Origin of the sequence: Notoacmeibacter ruber (assembly GCF_003668555.1) — a bacterium.
Taxonomy (GTDB): domain Bacteria; phylum Pseudomonadota; class Alphaproteobacteria; order Rhizobiales; family Rhizobiaceae; genus Notoacmeibacter; species Notoacmeibacter ruber.
Map to the genome: position 1 here is coordinate 96,952 of NZ_RCWN01000002.1, position 17,898 is coordinate 114,849.

Annotated in this window: 16 protein-coding genes and 1 pseudogene; 12 read left to right on the plus strand and 5 right to left on the minus strand. The window is 60.0% G+C overall.

Annotated features, from left to right (window positions below):
• Window positions 1–79: 79 nt before the first annotated feature.
• Window positions 80–1,240: an acetyl-CoA acetyltransferase gene (locus tag D8780_RS14990; protein ID WP_121646681.1), complete on the plus strand. Its 1,161-nt coding sequence runs from the start codon at window positions 80–82 to the stop codon at window positions 1,238–1,240.
• Window positions 1,237–2,757, plus strand: a complete 1,521-nt coding sequence (locus tag D8780_RS14995; protein WP_121646682.1) for an AMP-binding protein — start codon at window positions 1,237–1,239, stop codon at window positions 2,755–2,757. The genes D8780_RS14990 and D8780_RS14995 overlap by 4 nt, the downstream gene beginning before the upstream one ends.
• 134 nt (window positions 2,758–2,891) lie before the next feature.
• Here D8780_RS14995 and D8780_RS15000 read toward each other — a convergent pair.
• The 3 genes and pseudogenes from D8780_RS15000 to D8780_RS15010 form a co-directional block, all read right to left on the minus strand.
• Window positions 2,892–4,102 (minus strand): annotated as a pseudogene (locus D8780_RS15000) (ISNCY family transposase); the annotation flags it as partial.
• Window positions 4,103–4,497: 395 nt separating this feature from the next.
• Window positions 4,498–4,662, minus strand: coding sequence for a globin family protein (locus tag D8780_RS15005; RefSeq protein WP_199699662.1), 165 nt, complete (start codon window positions 4,660–4,662; stop codon window positions 4,498–4,500).
• Entirely contained in the window at window positions 4,662–5,261 is a 600-nt protein-coding gene (locus D8780_RS15010) for a helix-turn-helix transcriptional regulator (RefSeq protein WP_245412429.1), read from the minus strand. The genes D8780_RS15005 and D8780_RS15010 overlap by 1 nt, the downstream gene beginning before the upstream one ends.
• A gap of 150 nt (window positions 5,262–5,411) precedes the next feature.
• On the opposite strand from D8780_RS15010, the gene D8780_RS15015 reads away from it, so the two are divergent.
• From D8780_RS15015 to D8780_RS15050, 7 genes are all read left to right on the plus strand, one after another.
• Window positions 5,412–6,014 carry a superoxide dismutase gene (locus D8780_RS15015; RefSeq protein WP_121646684.1) on the plus strand — a complete coding sequence of 201 codons (603 nt, stop codon included), beginning with the start codon at window positions 5,412–5,414 and terminating at the stop codon, window positions 6,012–6,014.
• Window positions 6,015–6,074: 60 nt separating this feature from the next.
• Window positions 6,075–6,419, plus strand: a complete 345-nt coding sequence (gene fdxA, locus D8780_RS15020; protein WP_121646737.1) for a ferredoxin FdxA — start codon at window positions 6,075–6,077, stop codon at window positions 6,417–6,419.
• Window positions 6,416–6,919, plus strand: coding sequence for a flavin reductase family protein (locus D8780_RS15025; protein WP_121646685.1), 504 nt, complete (start codon window positions 6,416–6,418; stop codon window positions 6,917–6,919). The genes fdxA and D8780_RS15025 overlap by 4 nt, the downstream gene beginning before the upstream one ends.
• Window positions 6,920–6,961: 42 nt before the next feature.
• Window positions 6,962–7,318 (plus strand): DoxX family protein, encoded by a 357-nt coding sequence (locus tag D8780_RS15030; RefSeq protein ID WP_121646686.1) that lies wholly within the window; start codon window positions 6,962–6,964, stop codon window positions 7,316–7,318.
• Window positions 7,319–8,983: 1,665 nt separating this feature from the next.
• Window positions 8,984–13,585 (plus strand): RHS repeat-associated core domain-containing protein, encoded by a 4,602-nt coding sequence (locus D8780_RS15040; RefSeq protein WP_121646688.1) that lies wholly within the window; start codon window positions 8,984–8,986, stop codon window positions 13,583–13,585.
• Window positions 13,582–13,929, plus strand: coding sequence for a hypothetical protein (locus D8780_RS15850; RefSeq protein ID WP_121646689.1), 348 nt, complete (start codon window positions 13,582–13,584; stop codon window positions 13,927–13,929). The genes D8780_RS15040 and D8780_RS15850 overlap by 4 nt, the downstream gene beginning before the upstream one ends.
• A gap of 332 nt (window positions 13,930–14,261) precedes the next feature.
• The gene (locus D8780_RS15050; protein ID WP_147440338.1) at window positions 14,262–14,618 is read left to right on the plus strand and encodes a hypothetical protein; all 357 of its coding nucleotides are present in this window, start codon (window positions 14,262–14,264) and stop codon (window positions 14,616–14,618) included.
• Between the two features lie 130 nt (window positions 14,619–14,748).
• Here the strand turns inward: D8780_RS15050 and D8780_RS15055 are convergent, their stop codons facing one another.
• A complete protein-coding gene (locus tag D8780_RS15055; protein ID WP_342633443.1) occupies window positions 14,749–15,426 on the minus strand; it encodes an NADPH-dependent FMN reductase in 678 nt (225 codons plus the stop codon).
• On the opposite strand from D8780_RS15055, the gene D8780_RS15060 reads away from it, so the two are divergent.
• Window positions 15,425–15,922 (plus strand): MarR family winged helix-turn-helix transcriptional regulator, encoded by a 498-nt coding sequence (locus D8780_RS15060; protein ID WP_158598527.1) that lies wholly within the window; start codon window positions 15,425–15,427, stop codon window positions 15,920–15,922. The genes D8780_RS15055 and D8780_RS15060 overlap by 2 nt on opposite strands.
• Window positions 15,923–16,160: 238 nt before the next feature.
• On the opposite strand, the gene D8780_RS15070 is transcribed toward D8780_RS15060, so the two are convergent.
• Window positions 16,161–16,796: a recombinase family protein gene (locus D8780_RS15070; RefSeq protein WP_121646693.1), complete on the minus strand. Its 636-nt coding sequence runs from the start codon at window positions 16,794–16,796 to the stop codon at window positions 16,161–16,163.
• A 369-nt stretch (window positions 16,797–17,165) separates the two neighbouring features.
• On the opposite strand from D8780_RS15070, the gene D8780_RS15075 reads away from it, so the two are divergent.
• Together D8780_RS15075 and D8780_RS15080 are read left to right on the plus strand one after the other, a co-directional pair.
• Window positions 17,166–17,462: an AbrB/MazE/SpoVT family DNA-binding domain-containing protein gene (locus tag D8780_RS15075; RefSeq protein WP_121646694.1), complete on the plus strand. Its 297-nt coding sequence runs from the start codon at window positions 17,166–17,168 to the stop codon at window positions 17,460–17,462.
• Window positions 17,459–17,851, plus strand: coding sequence for a type II toxin-antitoxin system VapC family toxin (locus tag D8780_RS15080; protein ID WP_121646695.1), 393 nt, complete (start codon window positions 17,459–17,461; stop codon window positions 17,849–17,851). Before D8780_RS15075 ends, D8780_RS15080 begins: the two co-directional genes overlap by 4 nt.
• Window positions 17,852–17,898: the final 47 nt, after the last annotated feature.

Below are 17,898 nucleotides of genomic sequence, written 5' to 3' on the forward strand. Positions count from 1 at the left end.
TGGGTTCCGGATTAGGTAACTTTGCGGACTACCCGCGCGCCGCGGCAGGGATAGGATCCGGCGCCAAAGGGAGGATCACATGCAACCATGTATTGCTGGCTGGGGCCACACCAAATTCGGCGCGCTGAAGGATCAGGGGCTGGAGGAGCTGATACAGGCCGCCGCGCGGGAGGCGCTGGATCACGCTGGCGTGGCGCCCGGTGATGTCGACGGTGTCTGGCTGGGGCATTTCAACTCGGGGCTTGTGCCCGACGGCTTTCCCTCTTCGCTGGTGCTGGGGCTGGATGACGCGCTGCGCTTCACCCCCGCGACCCGCTGCGAGAACGCCTGCGCCTCGGGCTCTGCCGCCATCTGGTCGGCGCTGAACGCCATCCGCGCGGGCGAGGCCAGGATCGCCCTAGTGGTCGGGGCCGAGAAGATGACCGACCTCGACACCGCCGGGGTGACCAAGGCGCTGTCCGGGGCGTCCTACCAGAAGGAAGAAGCGGGGGTGTCCTTCCCGCAGATCTTCGCGCGGATCGCCGGGCAGTACTTCCAGAGCTACGGCGACCAGTCCCGGACGCTGGCCCGTATCGCGGTGAAGAACCATGCCAATGCCATGGCCAACCCCTTGGCACATATGCAGAAAGTGGTGACGCAGGACTTTTGCAACACGATCTCGGAGAAGAACCCGATGATCGCCGCGCCGCTGCGCATGACCGATTGCTCGCTGATCACCGACGGAGCCGCCGCGCTGGTGATCGTCGCGCCCGAGCTGGCCGGGTCATTCCCCCGCGCCGTCACCTTCCGTGCCGCGGCGCAGGTGAATGACGTGCTGCCCATGTCGCGCCGCGACATGACCGAGCTGACCGGCCCCCGCGTGGCGTTCGAGCGCGCCTTTGATCAGGCCGGGGTGGGCCTCGGGGATATCGGTTTCGCCGAGGTGCACGATTGCTTCACCATCGCCGAGCTGATGATCTACGAGGCCATGGGCCTGACGCCCAAGGGGCAGGGCGCCCGGGCCGTCGCCGAGGGCACGGTGATGAAGGGCGGGCGCATGCCGGTGAATCTCTCCGGCGGGCTCAAGGCCAAGGGCCACCCGGTGGGCGCCACCGGCGTGTCGATGCATGTGATGGCCGCGCGGCAGGTCACCGGCACCGCCGATGAGATGCAGGCCGAACGCGCCGATCTGGGGATGGTCTTCAACATGGGCGGCTCCGGCGTGGCGAACTACTGCTCCATCCTGGAGGCGGTGAAATGAACCCGGCGGAGTGGCTGGCGCGGATCGCGCGCGTGACCCCCGACGCCCCGGCTCTGTTTCTGGGTGACAAGCTGGTGGCCGATTACGGCGCCTTCTCCCGGGATGCGGCGGCCATCGGCGCGGGGCTTGTGGCCCGCGGCATCGGCCCGGGGGACCGGGTGGCGCTGTTCATGCCCAATTCCATCGATTACCTGCCGATCTTCTACGGCATCCTCTACGCCGGGGCGACGGCGGTGCCGGTGAACGGCAAGCTGCACGCCAGGGAGGCCGCCTGGATCGTGGCCCATTCCGACGCCCGTCTGGTCTTTGCCAAGGACCCGCAGGCCCTGCGCGCCACCGGCGACATCGCGGGCGTGCCCTGCCTGGCGCCCGGAGGGGAGGAGATGGCGGCGCTGCGCGCCACGCCGCCGCTGGCAGCGCCCGCGCCGATGCAGGTCGAGGATCCGGCCTGGCTTTTCTACACCTCCGGCACCACCGGGCGGCCCAAGGGTGCGATCCTCAGCTGCGGCAACCTGATGGCCATGTCGCTGAGCTATTTCGCCGATGTCGACGAGGTCGCGGCGGGCGATGCCGCGCTCTACGCCGCGCCGCTGTCGCACGGGGCGGGGCTGTACAATTTCGTCCATGTCCTGCGCGGCGCGCGCCACGTGGTGCCCGAGAGCGGCGGCTTCGATCCGGCAGAGATCTTCGCTTTGGCGCAGACGCTGGGCAACGTGTCGATGTTCGCCGCGCCGACCATGGTCAAGCGCATGGTGGACCATGCCCGCGCGGGTGGCGGTACGGGCGAAGGCATCAAGACCATCGTTTATGGCGGCGGGCCGATGTATCTGGCGGACATCAAGGATGCGCTGGCGGTCATGGGTCCGAAATTCGTGCAGATTTACGGCCAGGGCGAGGCGCCAATGACCATCACCGCGCTCAGCCGCGCCGACATCTCCGACCGCGATGCCCCGGGCTGGGAGAGGCGCCTGGCTTCGGTCGGGCGCGCCCATGCGGTGGCCGAGCTGCGCATCCTGGATGCCCGGGGCGCGCCGCTGCCGCCGGGCGAGGCCGGCGAGATCGCCGTGCGCGGGCCACAGGTGATGCAGGGGTATCTCGAGAATCCCGAAGCCAGTGCAAAATCGCTCCGAGATGGCTGGCTGATGACGGGCGATCTGGGTCATCTGGACAATCAGGGCTACCTGTTCCTGCATGACCGCGCGAAAGATCTGGTCATCTCGGGCGGATCCAACATCTACCCGCGCGAGGTCGAAGAGGCGCTGTTGACCCACCCCGGGGTCAGCGAGGTGTCCGTGATCGGCGTGCCCGACACGGAATGGGGCGAAATCGTTGTGGCGTTTGTCGTACCTGTCGGCGATGGCCAGCCCGAAATGACCGAGCTGGACGATACCTGCACCTCGCTGATTGCAAGGTTCAAGAAACCCAAGCGCTACATCTTTGTCCCTGAACTGCCGAAGAACAACTACGGCAAGGTTCTGAAGACCGATCTGCGCGCCCGGATGCAGAACGGATCCTAGGCGCTGCCACTGCCCTCGACCTCTTGCTGAAGCTCGAGAGCGCGACGGGCGGCGCCCCAGCCCGACAGGTGATGCGCCCTGAGCATCTCGCGCAGCAGGGCGCCTGCGCCCAACGCTCGGGATCGCGGTATGAGCCTTGATCCAGGTCAGCACTTCGCCGAGCCTTTTGTTCTCGGTGACCGCCGTGTGTGTAACGCGTTGCTCCTTATCGAAAACGGTGTAGGGCAGGGGGCACGCTTTCCATCGAACATTCAGCAGGCCGTTGGCAAATTCGTAGATATCGACGTATTTGCCGACCAGCCCGCGCGAAAGCTCGTTCTTCTCGAGAATGATTTGCCTGCGCTCGTAGGAGAACGACAGCTGCTGGCCGACATAATGCTGTTCCCGCTTGCACAGCACATCACGCAGACGATCCGGGGCAACATTCAGCGCGCGATGCAGATTGTCCGGTCGGGCAGGAACTTGGCGAATCTCTCGTTGAAGTCAGCCATGAAGGCTGGCAGGAACGCATTGGCCGCCTCGATGTTCGATATGCCGGCGAGGCGCAGTTCCTTCACAAGCCGATCCTGCAGCGTTCGATTGACCCTCTCGACCCGGCCTTTGGCCTGACTTGAGTTGGCGCACAGGATCTCGATATTGTGTTCCGCCAGCGCCCGGCCGAACTGCGTCATGCCGCGGCCAGCCCTCGCACCCTGCTTGGCGACGCGAAACACTGTGTGCTTGTCGGAATAGAACGCCACTGGGCACCCGTGCGCCTTCAGATACAGCTCCAGCGCCTCAAAGTAGCTGAATGTGCTCTCCGACTTCACAAAGCGCAGTTGCTGAAGCTTGCTCGTCGCATCATCGATGAAGACGAGCAGGGTGCAAGGATCATTCCGCTCCTCGAACCAACGGTGATCGCTGCCGTCGATCTGGACCAGTTCGCCGTATGACTCTCGCCGCAATCTCGGCTGATGGAACGTCTCCGGTGCTGCTTGCGTGACAGCCAGATCCCGGCTTCCACCATCCACTTGCGCAAGGTCTCGCGCGAAACAATCAGGCCGTGATTCGTCGCCAGCTTCTCAGCCGCCAGGGTTGGCCCGAAATCGCAATAGTGTTCTTGAACCAACCAAACCGCTAGCTCTCCGACGCCGGCGACATATCGATGGTTCGGTGGTCTTCCTCGAGCCTTGTGCCGAAGTGCTGCAGCGCCTTCGTCTCGGAACGCCTTCATCAGGCGCTGCACTTGGCGTTCACTCGGATCCAGAACACGTGCCGCCGACACGACCCTCATGCGCCGTTCCAAAACCCCTGAAAGCACCTCGATACGCTGTAACTCGCGTTCGCTCATCAAAATCAGTCCCAATCGGAAGCCTCCCATGCCGTAGAGGTGGACACTGGCACCTCAACGACAGGAGCGACATTCCTACTTTGCAGAAACAGGACATTCTAACGTTGCGCCTATATGGGGCGATTGCATAATTTATCTTATGGAACTAGGTCGTATTTTTCTTTATGATTTCTGTATCTTATAAAGTTGATCAAAGCCTGCGCAGTGCGCTGATTGGCCTGCCCTTCGTGTTGGTCCCCGTCTTCTGCTGGCTCTATCCCCTGCCCTTCTTTGCTGCGATGGACAGGACGGACGGGTTTGGCGAGCGCGGGGTCAACATCTACGTCTGAATGCGGATCGGGGAATCGCCCTGGCTTTTCGGAAAAGTGGCCGCAAGCGCCGGCCAATGCATTGGTCACCATGTGCCCATGTCAGCGTTCATCCGGAACCCGGGCGCGGAAAACAGGTCCGATCACCGGGTCCTCACGCGCGGCGGCATAGAAATTATAGACGACCTCGCGGATCATCGCCTCGTCGAGGCCCTCGGCCACCGCTTCGGGGAAGCGAGGCACGGGCTGGGTATTGCGAGCAGCCATTAGGTAACCTCTCGGATGACGTAGGTGCAGCGCCGGCCTCCGCCGACGATATGCTCCACCCGCTCGACAGAGACGCCGTCGCCCAGAACGTCCTCGAACACCGCTTTCTCGGCACGGCAGAAACCTTGGCAGAACGTCGCCGCGGCGCAGATCGGGCAGTGATTTTCTACCAGCAGAAGCTCCCCGTCCGCGCCCTCTTCAGCGGTGGCCATGTAACCCTCGGCGTTTCGCAGCTCGGCGAGCTTTCCGACGCGGTCGCCGAGGGTCATGCAGTCCGCCATCGCCTCTTCGTAGAGCGCCTGCGTCGTCGACTCGCGCGCATGGATGATCCGGTCCAGTGCATGCTCGCCCAGAACGACCGAGATGCTGCGCAGAATGTCAACGGTCAACGCGGCGTGGGTATCGGGAAACCGGGCCTGCCCTTTTTCGGTTAGGTGCCAGTGAAACGCCGGCCGTCCCCGCCCGGCGGACTTGCGTTCGTCCGACACGAGGCCGTCCTCGGCCAGCTTCACGAGTTGCTGGCGCGCGGCCTCTCCGGTCGTGCCAAGGCGCGCGCCGACCTGCGCCGATGTCAGCGCGCCATGCATCTTGAGCGCCATGAGGATGCGTTCGGCGGCGGAGCGTGGCGACCAGTTCGTTTTTTCCAAGTCATCACTTGACATATTTGCCCAAGAGTTTTCAAAGCTGTTGTTTGCATTAATAGCGTGCCGCATAACGCGGCGCAACCACATCACATGAAGGAGCCCCACATGGCCTTCGAACTGCCCGCCCTGAACTTCTCACATTCTAGCCTAGAAGACCGCGGCATGAGCACCGAGACGCTCGAATTGCACCACGACAAGCATCACCAGGCCTACGTCACGGCGCTCAACGGCTTCGTCGAGAAGAACGCCGACCTGCAGGGTAAAACGCTGGAGGAGATCGTCACCACAACCTACGGCGATGCCGATCGCGAGGGCATCTTCAACCAGGCGGGCCAGCATTGGAATCACATCCACTTCTGGAATGCGCTGTCGCCCGACGGCGGCCGCCTCCCCGGCGCGCTCGAGACCAAACTGAACGCGGATTTCGGCTCGGTCGATACGTTCAAGCAGGCGTTCAAGACCGTCGCCACCGGCCAGTTCGGCTCGGGCTGGGCATGGCTGATCCAGAAGCCGGATGGCAGCCTCGGCGTGACCAAGACGCCCAATGGGGTGAACCCGCTCGCCACCGGCGAAGGCACTGCGCTTCTCGGCCTCGATGTGTGGGAGCACAGCTACTACGTCGACTTCCGTAACCGCCGGCCGGACTACGTCGATAACTTCCTGGGCCGGCTCGCGAACTACGAGTTCGCCGCGGCCAACCTCGCCTGATGCTTTGATCCATGCGCGCGTTAGGCGCGCATGGGCCTTGTCCGAACCCGCGAGCCCGCCATGACATACATCGTCACCGAGAACTGCATCGCCTGCAAATACATGGACTGCGTCGAAGTCTGCCCCGTCGACTGCTTCTACGAGGGAGAGAACACGCTGGTGATCCACCCCGATGAGTGCATCGATTGTGGCGTGTGCGAACCCGAATGCCCCGCCGAGGCGATCCGGTCCGACACCGAGCCGGACAGCGAGCGCTGGGTCGAATTCAATCGCAAATATGCCGAGATGTGGCCTGTCATTACCGCGGCCGGCGATCCGCCTGCGAATGCCGAGGCGATGGACGGCGTGCCGAACAAGCTCCAGACGCATTTCTCGCCGGAGCCGGGGCAGAAGGGCGCGTCATGACTGCCACCGCACAGTTGGACGAAACGGCGAGCGCGTTCCGCGAGGCCATGGCGTCGCTCGCCGCGACGGCCTGCGTGGTCACGGCCGCCGTTGGAGACGAACGCGTGGGACGCACGGTGACGGCGGCGCTGTCGCTGGCCGTCGACCCGCCCTCGCTGTTGGTGTCTATCGATACCAACGCGCACCTCGCATCGCTGATCCGGGAGTGCAGCGGCTTCTCGTTCGCGATGCTGCAGGCCGGACAGCAGACAGTCGCCGAGGCCTTTGCCGGGAAGGTTCCGCGCGACCAGCGCTTCGAGCACGGCGAATGGGAGGCGTGGCCTTCCGGTCATCCCCGCCTTCGCAGCGCGACAGTGGCGATGGACTGTGCCCTCGTCGAAAATATCGTGACCGAGGATCACGTCCTCTTCGTCGGGCGGCCGCTTGCCATCGACCTCGCCGAGAACCGCGCCCCGCTGATCTGGCACGACCGTCGTTTCACAACAATCCGTCCGCTCTAAGCGAGCTGTCCAATCCTCCAGATACGAACCTGAGGACGATCCATGTCCATGATCCCCTGGCGCCACGTCTTCGCTGGCGCGCTTGCCGTATTCTTCCTGCTGGGTGGCACCTTGAACATCTTCGCCAGCCAAGAGATCCGGGCCAACTATGACCGGTGGGGCTACCCCGACTGGTTTCCCTACCTCACCGGCCTGCTGGAATGGACCGCGGCTGCTCTGATCGCGCTTCCCCGAACACGCCTGTTTGGTAGCATCCTTGCAGTCTGCGTCATGGGGGCCGCGTCCGCGACCGTTCTTCTGCACGGAGAATTCGGTCACGCCGTGCCGCCACTGGTCACACTTGCTCTTGTCGCGGCGAACGGATGGTTGACAAGAAAACGACAAATCGCGGTCGTCTGATATGAATCACCGCGAAGACTTTCCGATGGTCCAGCGTCCGCCGCAACCGGCGGGCTCTTGATTTCTGGCTGTCCAAGATACGCAGGCATCCGTGTCCAGACGCCATAACCGGCGAACGGTGCAGGCGTCCGTCGAGCGCTCGATGACCCGAATTGTCATTTGCCGAGCGAACGAGCGGCAGGTTCGGCGCAGCAGAGACGTCGAATCGGGGCAGTCACGCAACTAAGGGACGTAGCCGCCTCCCCATCAGACCATGTCCACCTGCCGCGCATTGCGCCAATTCGAGCGAGATACAGCATTTGCAAGAATGGGCTCTAAGCCGAGTTCGCCGCAGATTAGATGAACAGCTGTTTTGCGCCGCATTTCTGCCATTCAGGAACCCGCCGCATCCTCTTGAAAGCTGCCAGTCGGCCGATTCTCTGCATCGTCTTGGACATGGGTGGTGAGTGGGAAGTCCGGTTTCTGCCTGGAAAAGGTAGTAAGCTGACCTTCTGTTACGAATCATATGACCAGTAATATAGATGACCCCGCTCATACACAGCGCCCTCTCCGCTATTAGGTCCCCAGCCTGCCGCGGGCGGAAAGCCCTCTTCGAAAGCGACGGTCTTGGTTTCAAAATGAGGAGACCAGAAAGGTGCCTTACACCCAGTGTGCACCTGCGTTGAATCGACCGACACACCGATTGAGGATCGGTCGAAGGATTTTCGCAGAAACTCGGCAACCTCATCAGGACTCAAATCGACGCGCGACGATAAATGCCAGCGCTGCGGTAATGGCGGCCTGTATGGATGTTGATAACGTGGGAGAAGAGAAGTGTCTTCCATGTCGGACAATCACAGGAAAGGTATTTCCCGTGGGCACCATAGTTTATCGACCGCGCGATACGCCTGACCTGAGACCCGATCACCATGCGGGTGACGGTCAATCTCGGGGAAACGCCCCTCACCCGCCTCCGTGGACAATGACCAGCCCGAAGCGGGCCTGCGCATGCGGGAATATGACGAGCGCCTCGCCATCTCGCTGCGGGGCGGTGCCGCGATCTAGGGTAGGTTCGGGGGCGGGGGGTGGCGACGTCTTAATCGAAGCCCACGCCCATGCCGGTCACATGCTGATGGACGCTAAGAGGGTGCTCGACCGCGTTCACGGCCCCGGAATGTATCCTCTGATCATTGCGATCTGCGGTGAGGGACAGGCCATCGTAGCCGTTGCACGGCGCATGCGCTGCCGTCATCACGCCGGCGCTTGCCGCCGGCCTCGGCACGCTCGCCGACCATTGGCGCATCGGGCGTGGCGTTTCAGGCGGACGATCGAGGATCCGCAGCGAGCGAATTCATCCGTTCGATGGGTAAGCCGCGGGTAAGCCCGACTCTTTCGCGTCCTTTTCAACAGGGCTTTACTCGCGACGTCACCCGGTTGCTCGATCGCAAGAGCGCGGATCGTTTTGCTGATGGCTCAATTTAATGGACAATCAAAACGACCAATAGTTTTTATTGCGAGGCAAAAACAATCTAACGTTACATTGCCGTTCAAAAATACATCTTTCGACAACTTATAGTCTCGGCTGTGCAGAAAGTGAAATTACGGCTGAGACATTATTGCTGTTTTCTCAAAAAGCATTATCAGCTACCCGGACTGTAAGAATTTTGTCCTAGGTGGAGTGGAATCATGCGCAGTGGGATCAAATCCTCATGCCTCAGATTGGCGCAATGGCATGCACTTCTGTTCATCGCTCTTACCTTTGTTTGCGTCGCCCCTCACTCCGCCTCCGCCGCAGGAACCGGCGTGCGAGGCTGGGGTTGGAATGGAAGCTATTACGCGACCGCCAAAGAAGCCTGCTATGCCCAGTGGAAATGGGCCGGAATGGACAATGGTCGAAGCCGCTTCATTGGAGCGCTCGATCGAACAGATACCCCTTTTTACAAGAGGTGTGAGTGGACTAGATATCAGTATCTATGCGGCCAGGAAGGCGGTAGCGGCTCGTGCGGCACTGTTATTCCAGTGAGCGTCCATTATTCCTGCGCATACGGTTACGTTCGAAAATTTCCTTACGCATGCGTGAAAGAAGCAGATTATCGGCCCGAGCGCCCGGTCTGTCGCATTGCCAATGGAGGACGGCTGAACCCGGTAGTCGGAAATCCCATCATTCTGAGCACGGGAACGAAGTACCACTCGGTTACGGATTTTGCTTCGAGTGATGGAAAACTCGTCATTGCGCGAACATATCGCTCCAATCCTCTCGGCCGAAACAAAAGTGCCCGGAACCTTCCTCTCGGCCTCGCTAGGGGATGGCAGTTCAATTTCGCCATGGAGCTGCAACTCGGTACTTTCTCCGGTTCTCCATCGTCGCCGAATGCGAATGTAACGCTGATCGCGCCGGACGGCTCCGCCTACGATTTCAAGCTGAACAGTGACGGTGAATGGGTTGGCGATACGGCCTCGGGGCCTGCGTCGCCAGACTATTCAATCACACATGTCGGCTCCCTGCCCGCTGATCTTTCGCAGATCAAATCATCCAGCAGCGATTGGGCTGTTGCCGGTTCTGACGATAGGCTGTGGACGTTGAAAACGTTCGCACACGTCAACACTCCCAACCGCTATGACGTCGCCCGGCCGCTAACGGCAGAGGAAAAGGGCGGCTACACCTGGACATACGAATACGACCCCGATGATCACAGGCTCCTTACGATCACGGACAGCTACAGTCGAACTGTGAGTTTCGACTGGAGCTATTTCTATACGACGACACTGAGCGGGATTTCCGGAGCCCTGCCCTATCCGGAAGCAATTTCAGAAATAGAGCTGCCGGATGGAACGAAGGTTGCCTACGATTTCGATCCACCGCCCGCGACCTCGGCGCCTTCAACGAGCGCGATAGAGCGGCTTGTCGGTGTGGAGTGGAGAGACAGCAGCGACGCGGTGGTGAATAGCGAAACCTACCACTATGAGAACGCAGATTATCCGTTCGCGCTGACGGGGATCACCGACCACCGCAATATTCGGGTTGCTACTTACACTTATGATGGACGGGGCCGCGCGACGGCCACTGCCGGGGCGTCCGGCAGCGATGCCTATATCGTCACCTATGGCTCAAGTGGTTCGCTGGATACCCGCACCGTCACGAATCCGCTTGGCAAGGAAGCCATCTACAATTTCGCTCATTCTGGTTCGACGGCGTTTTTCACGCGATTTGCCGGCGTGGATGGTCAGGCCAGTGCGAACTGCGCGGCGTCCGACACGGATTTCACTTACGATTCGAGAAATTTCATCGCGACTGTCAGCGATGAGGAAGGTCGCGTCACAAGCTACGTCCGGGATGGACTTGGCCGACCCTTGCAGATCACGGAGGCCACCGGTACGGCCGACCAGCGCGTTACGACCGTGACCTGGCACGGCGTTTTTAACGTGCCAGTTTCCGTCGAGCGGCCAGGTCTGACAACGACCTACGACTATGACAGCACGGGTCGCCTTATCTCCAAGACGGAAACAGACACCACCACTCATACAGCCCCCTATGCGACATCGGGCCAGTCGCGCACATGGACTTATACCTATGCCGCTAACGATCAGGTTGCGACAATTGATGGCCCGCTTTCGGGAAGCGGCGATACGGTGTCCTACACCTATGGAACGGACGGCTACGCGGCGACCTTCACCAACGAAGTCGGGCATGTCTACACGATCCTATCGCGGAACGGACGAGGTCAGCCCACCGAGGTCGAGGGACCAAACGGCGTCACCAGAGAACTCGCCTACGATGCGATCGGCCGCCTGGTGTCGGATGTTCTGGATCCCGGAGGGCTCGGTGCAACGACTTCCTATGATTACGACGCTGCCGGCAACATCAGCAAAATCACACGGCCCAATGGTGCATTCTTAAGTCTCTCCTATGACGGCAATGACCGCTTAACCGAGATCGCGAACAATTCGGGAGAGACCATCTCCTATGATTACGACGCAATGGGCAATGTCACCCTGTCGGAAACCCGCAACGCCAATTCCGATCTCTATTTCACCCAGTCCAAGAGCTACGATGAACTCGGACGTCTGCTGACGATCCTGCGCGCTGGCTCAGCGCAATGGAGCTTTGGCTACGACAAGGTCGACAATTTGATATCGACGACCGACCCGAACGATAATGTCGCGGCGCGGACCTATGACAATCTCGACCGGCTTGCCGCCTTCGAGGACGAGCGCGATTCGACCACCACCTGGAATTATGGCACGACCGAGAACCCTATTTCGACGACCGATCCGCATGCAGTCACCACGACATATGTTCGCAATGGCTGGGGTGAAGCCATCCAGGAGACGAGCAACGACATCGGCACGGTCGTCTATACCCGTGACGAAAATGGTGAAATCGTCTCTCGGACAGATGCGCGCAACGTCACAACCAATCTGACCCGGGATGGATCCGGACGCGTTCTTGCGGTCGACTACCCTGGTGAGACTGGCTCCAATGTCACCTATACCTACGACACCGGGACCAACGGTATTGGTCAGCTCACCGCGGTTACCGACGCTGCCGGAACGCTCACACGCGAATATGATGCCCTTGGACGAGTTGTGCAGGAAACGCGCGTCATCGGCGCCCGAACCTATGTCACCGCCTTCCGGTGGGACGATGCCGGAAAGCTGACAGAGATAACCTATCCATCCGGTCATATCGTCAATTTCGGCCGCGATGCGAATGGTAACATCGCCAATGTCGACTTTAAAGAATCGTCGGCGGGTCCTGTTGTCGGTCTCGCCTGGTGGGTGAGTCACACCCCATTCGGCCCTCGCCGTGGCTTGTTGCACGGAAACGAGCTTGTCGATTGGCGAACCTACGATGGGGATAGGCAGCTTGCCAGGCAGACCCTGACCGACGAGACCGTGACACCGGCGAACGTTCTGCTGGATCGATCCTATGCTTACCAGCACAACCGCAATCTCACCGCGATCACCGATAATCTGGATAGCGGACAGAGCGAAATCTACTGGTATACGCCCAATGGCTTCCTGCAAAATGCTGACGGACCTTGGGGCAGCCTCATTTTCTACGTGGACGGGGCCGGCAACCGAACGCACCGCATATCCACCGTCAATGGTGTAACGACGACCATAGCCTTCGGCATACCGTTCGATTCCAACCGCCTCGACGGCGTCATCACGGATGGCACGCCAACCCGGACCATTACCTCGGACGCGGCAGGCAACATCGTCTCAGATGCCGATCTTACCGCCGGCGTTACCCGCAGCTATGATTACAACGCTCCCGGCCAGCTCGCCTCGGTCAGCACCGGCGGTTCACTGGCCGGGCAATACAGCTACGACTACCTCTCGCGCCTGACAGTGCGCACCCTACCCGCCAGTGGCACGACACTACATTACATCCACGATCTCGATGGCAACATCATCGCCGAATATGATGCATCGGGAACAGTGCTCCGCGAATATGTCTGGCTCGACGAGCGTCCTCTGGCAGTCGTCGCTGATGCGGGCAGCGCAGCGCCATCGATCTGGCATGTTCATACCGACCATCTCCAACGGCCGGTGATGATGACGGACGATACACGAGCCGTCGTTTGGCAAGCGACGTGGCTGCCATTTGGCGGAGCCCATTCGATCACCGGATCGGCCAGCCTCGACCGTCGTTTCCCGGGGCAGTGGTTTCAGCTTGAGTCAGGTCTTTTCGACAATTGGCACCGCCATTACGATCCAACCACCGGTCGCTACCTGCAGCCCGATCCGATCGGTATGCCCGATGGGCCCAATAGATGGGCGTACGCCATGAACAGCCCGTTGCAGTTCACTGATCCCAACGGTTTGTTTGCTCCTATAGCAATTGTCGGCGTATGCAGTGCCGGGGGCTGCGAGATCGGAGCAGCAGCGTTATTGGCTGCGTTTTGGTACGGGATAAATAGCCATCCCCTTCCGGTAGAAATTACCCCGCCCCGGCCGCAAGATATGACCCCGCTAGAAGAACGACAGTATGATAAATATTGTGCGGGAACGGATGATCCCTGTCAGGCGCTGAAGGCTGCAGTCAACCAAGCAATTGGTCAAGCACGCATTAAGATGAATGCGATGTTGCGCGATGAAGGTGGATTGTTTCTCAAGGCGGGCAAGCCGGGTTGGATTACCCATGCGGCCGACATGGCTGGACGATTGAATGCAATACGAGCAATGATATCGCTGGGACAGAAAATGGGCTGTGATATGAGTGAGGAAGCGAAGATGGCTGCAGACTTGGTAATTCCGGCAAGGCCGGCGAGACCGCAATGACAGATTTTTTGGCCGGAAAACATACAGTATATATCGACTTCTCCTTATTCTATGAGAATGTAGCGTTTGGATATGTATCTGGCAATATTGAATTGATAATCATACCGCAAATCGGTGATAGCTTTTCATTTAATTTTACGGGCATCGAATTGCCATCCGATGTACCAAATTCACTTTTTTTAAAGGTAACAAATAGAATAATACCACTCGTAGACGATGATATTATTTCAATATCTCTGGATGACGCCTGGCTTTCATCTGAAAAGGAAGCCAGATACACGATCGAAGCATTGGAAAAGAAGTACAATTTGTTCGGCAATATCTACGACGTAAGTTCGACGTAGTTGGCCACTGGTCGCATCTCTTAATCGGCGCGATTCGCCGTACTCGCGATATTCTTTCGCTCAAGCCATCCGCCTCGGACCTAGCCGCCGAAAGCGCTTGAAATAGCCCTGTTGACAAAGCAGGCCACGAGAATGCACTCAACGTGTCATTGGGAAGGACCGCGTCCGGCAGAGGCCGACCGGTCCTTTTCTCGTTTCGAGACCAACGTCTATTCAGCCCGCTGCGGACGGCACCCCGCTGCGTGGCGGATGCGGCCCTGTCCGGCCACGCGCCGTCCGCTCAGTCCTCCAGCAGGGCGGGCGGCGCTCTTTCTTTCCCGCGGGGTGACATCATGGCGACGCTGAGCCTGGTCATTCGCGGAGATGGCATCCCGCGCTTCGAAAAAGCTGTCGAAACGCTTGGCAGCAGGGCCAAGGCCACCCGCGCCTTTCGCCGTGGTCTCAACCGCGTCAACGCCACAGCTTTTACCCGCACGAAGCGGGCACTGGCGCCGCAGGTCGGCTTGTCTCAGGGCAAGCTTGTCCGCCTTGGCGCGATGAAGAAAGTCGGCGCGCGGGGCACGAACCTCGAAGCGAAGATCGTATCGCACGGCAATATCCCGGCAAAGGCCGGTGATGAGGTCGGCTTGCGGGTTCAGCCGCGGAACGTGCATCTGTTCGCGCAAGCCGGAGTGGCCATGGCCATCTAGGACAATGGCCTCAACCGCCGCGAACCGGCTTTGCTTCTACGCCGCCACCACTCTCAGGCTGCAAGTCCGGACGAACCTGATCGATCGCGACGCGGAAGAGACCCGTCGGCTCAATAAACAACATGGTCCGTCACCCCTCGGATCGTGCCGCCTTGGTGGCGTGCCCCCACCAGGTGATCTCGTCCAGCAAGTCATTTGCACTGGGCAGGATCGCCGGCTCAATTTCCGTCATCGGCTGCCGCTGGTGCACCACCTTCACGTACTCGCCGCCGCCGATATGTACGGCTGCCCGTACCGGGACCATCTGCAGCTCGACCGCGATGACCCGGGCGTTCTGGATCGCGAAGGCGCCCCCGACAGAGCCGTAGCCGACGAAGCCGATGGGCTTGCGGTTCCATTCCAAGTAAGCTTGGTCGAAGGCATTCTTCATGGCGCCGGTCAGCGAGCGGTTGTATTCGGCCATGGCGACGATGTAGCCATCGAAATCACCAATCTTCTTCTGCCAGGCGATGGCGCGTGGGTCTTCGCTCGGCAGGATGCGGTTGGTCATCTTTTCATTAAAGAAAGGCAGGTCGTAGTCCCGCAGATCGACCACCTCGATGTCCAGTTCTTCGCGTTCGCGCGCGATCCCTGCGATCCACTCCGCGGCGACCGGTCCAAATCGTGTATCGCGCGTGCTGCTGATAATGACGGCGATCCTGAGCTTTGCCATGGCGTATCCTTTCTGATTGCGATCAAGGGTTGAACGCTTGTGGACCCACATATATGTGTGCGCATGCATGTTCAAGCGCTTGGATTTAGGCTTCATGGTTGGTCCGGATCAACACAGTTATGAGGGATGTGTTCGAGCCTATACCGGGCTCGCGGATGCAGCCGATGCTGTGACACGGCACCTGCAAGAGGCGCTGGCCCAGGGCCCGGGTCTGAGCATCGTGGAGTTCGACGCCCTTCTGACTATCGGCAACGATCTGGCGGGGCGGATAGGCCTGTCCGAGGTATCCAGGAATGTGCGTCTCAGCCAGTCGGCGCTCAGTCGCCTTGTTGATCGGCTGGTCCGGCGGGGTCTGCTGCGCCGCGTCGCATTCGGATCGGACCGTCGCAGCGTAGGGATCGAGATCACTGCCATGGGTCGCGCGCTGCTGAATGAGGCGGTGCCGGTCCATGCGGAATGCATCCGCGCGTCCCTGCTCGACCGGCTGACGGTGGAGGAGCGGACCGCCCTGAAATCCATTCTTCTGAAGATCGCCCCGAAGTCTCAGGAGCAGGACAGATGGATACCGATCCCCGAAACGACGCAGGACTGAGGCGATCCTAGACTTGGGCAGCGGCAGTTCTCGCTGGATAGACGTGACGTGGATGACGACGAGCCTTTACCGATCACCCGTCTTGCCAGTGTTCAAGGATTGCGTCGAACCAGCGTCAGTCGCCGAGATGATAGACGGTCTCGCGATGCGGCCCGACGTGGCGCTCGCTCCGGCCTTGCGGCCAAACCCGATCGCACGAGATAGCTCGCGGCAGTTGATCGGGTAAAACTGCCGGTCTTCACGCCGGATCGGCATCAGCCCCCTCCCCGGCTTGCAGCGCCTCGCCCGACGCAATCTTTTTATAACTGTCGCGGGCGCGCGTGATGGTGAGACGGCTGACGCCATAATCGCGGGCGAGCCTTGTGATCGAGGCGCCGTCCTGAAGCTTGGCGACGACGGCCCGTTTTTGATCGGCGGTAAGACGAGGCGGACGGCCAAGGATCTTACCCTCGGACTTCGCACGGACGAGGCCGGCCTGGGTGCGCTCGATGAGAAGATCACGCTCGAACTCAGCGACGGCGTTGATGACGCCCATGGTCATGCGGCCTGCCGGGCTAGTCAGATCGACACCGCCGAGGGCCAGACAATGAACCTTGATGCCCAGCTCGTCGAGCTGGTCGACGGTCTTGCGCACATCCATGGCGTTGCGGCCCAGCCGATCGAGCTTGGTGACGACGAGGATGTCGCCCCCTTCCAGCCGGTCGACCAGTCTGGCAAAGCCCGGCCGCTCGGAGGCCGCGATCGAACCGGAGATGATCTCGGTGACGATGCGCCGTGGCTGGACCTGAAACCCGGCAGCGCGGATTTCACCGAGTTGGTTCTCGGTGGTCTGCTCGATGGTCGAGACACGGGCATAGGCAAAAATGCGAGACATGGAGCGCGGCGGACGGCAAAACTGCATCAAAAAGGTGATGAATACTATTGCGCAAGCTCGCAATACCCACAAGCTATTTTATGAGCGTTTACGGTAAATGTGCTCAAAAACGGTCGCTTCTGCGCATGGTAAGGAAAGCAGCATCAGGCAAACTGCCGTCTCGGGCCCTTGCGGCTCGCCTTGTGCCTATTATGAAATCATGAGCAATGAAAGTTTCGTAGCCATATAGAATATATTAGGTCAATGATCAATCTGTGCCATATTATTCCGCAATGGCTATTTATTGCGTTATGGGGTAATTGTGATCTGAGGTGCTTTTTCGCCTGAACCGCACCATGACTGACGCCGACCCTTCGTGAGGAGAATGGTATGAAACTCTACGAATTGCCGATGCAGGAGAATGGCCGCGTCGTATTGCCTGCAGACTTGCGTCGATCCCTGGGCCTCGCCAAAGGCGACAAGGTTCTGATCGAAGCTGATGGCGATGCGATTACATTGACCACCGCAAAACTCCGCCGCAAACGCGCCCAGCTCATCGCCAAGAAATATGCACGGCCTGGCGTAAGCGTCGTCGATCAGTTTCTTGCCGAAAAGCGTATCGAAGCCGAGCAGGAAATCGATCGAATTGAGCCTGGGGGCGAGGCTAACGGAGGTGCCAATTCATGAGCGCCTGCGTCATCGATACATCGGCTATTCTTGCTTACGCATTCGCTGAACGTGGTGCCGCGAAGGTCGAGCGCTGGATCGATGCCGGGGCGGCAGTCTCGACCCTGACAGTTCAAGAGGCCATCTCGAAGTTCTGCCAAAGCGGCATGAGCCGATCGGAAGCAGAAGAGCTTATACTTTCTCTAGGGTTGAACGCCGTCGCGCTGGATCTCGAACTTGCTTTCGCAGCCGGAGCGATGTTTGCATTCACTAAGCCGTTTGGCCTGAGCCATGGAGACCGCGCCTGTCTTGCGCTGGGACAGAAGCTAGCTGTTCCAATCGTCACCGCTGACAAAGCCTGGACGAAGGTCGCTGGCCCACTTGAGGTGAAAGTGGAACAGTTTCGCTGATCCAAGTCGCGCCTACCGATCTCCCCACCAGAAAAGGCAGGCGAACG

Coding starts and splice junctions, on each gene's coding strand:
- D8780_RS14990 (WP_121646681.1), top strand. CDS start 80: ATGCAACCATGTATTGCTGGCTGGGGCCACACCAAATTCGGCGCGCTG.
- D8780_RS14995 (WP_121646682.1), top strand. CDS start 1,237: ATGAACCCGGCGGAGTGGCTGGCGCGGATCGCGCGCGTGACCCCCGAC.
- D8780_RS15005 (WP_199699662.1), bottom strand. CDS start 4,662: ATGGCTGCTCGCAATACCCAGCCCGTGCCTCGCTTCCCCGAAGCGGTG.
- D8780_RS15010 (WP_245412429.1), bottom strand. CDS start 5,261: ATGGCGCTCAAGATGCATGGCGCGCTGACATCGGCGCAGGTCGGCGCG.
- D8780_RS15015 (WP_121646684.1), top strand. CDS start 5,412: ATGGCCTTCGAACTGCCCGCCCTGAACTTCTCACATTCTAGCCTAGAA.
- fdxA (WP_121646737.1), top strand. CDS start 6,075: ATGACATACATCGTCACCGAGAACTGCATCGCCTGCAAATACATGGAC.
- D8780_RS15025 (WP_121646685.1), top strand. CDS start 6,416: ATGACTGCCACCGCACAGTTGGACGAAACGGCGAGCGCGTTCCGCGAG.
- D8780_RS15030 (WP_121646686.1), top strand. CDS start 6,962: ATGTCCATGATCCCCTGGCGCCACGTCTTCGCTGGCGCGCTTGCCGTA.
- D8780_RS15040 (WP_121646688.1), top strand. CDS start 8,984: ATGCGCAGTGGGATCAAATCCTCATGCCTCAGATTGGCGCAATGGCAT.
- D8780_RS15850 (WP_121646689.1), top strand. CDS start 13,582: ATGACAGATTTTTTGGCCGGAAAACATACAGTATATATCGACTTCTCC.
- D8780_RS15050 (WP_147440338.1), top strand. CDS start 14,262: ATGGCGACGCTGAGCCTGGTCATTCGCGGAGATGGCATCCCGCGCTTC.
- D8780_RS15060 (WP_158598527.1), top strand. CDS start 15,425: ATGGTTGGTCCGGATCAACACAGTTATGAGGGATGTGTTCGAGCCTAT.
- D8780_RS15055 (WP_342633443.1), bottom strand. CDS start 15,426: ATGAAGCCTAAATCCAAGCGCTTGAACATGCATGCGCACACATATATG.
- D8780_RS15070 (WP_121646693.1), bottom strand. CDS start 16,796: ATGTCTCGCATTTTTGCCTATGCCCGTGTCTCGACCATCGAGCAGACC.
- D8780_RS15075 (WP_121646694.1), top strand. CDS start 17,166: ATGAAACTCTACGAATTGCCGATGCAGGAGAATGGCCGCGTCGTATTG.
- D8780_RS15080 (WP_121646695.1), top strand. CDS start 17,459: ATGAGCGCCTGCGTCATCGATACATCGGCTATTCTTGCTTACGCATTC.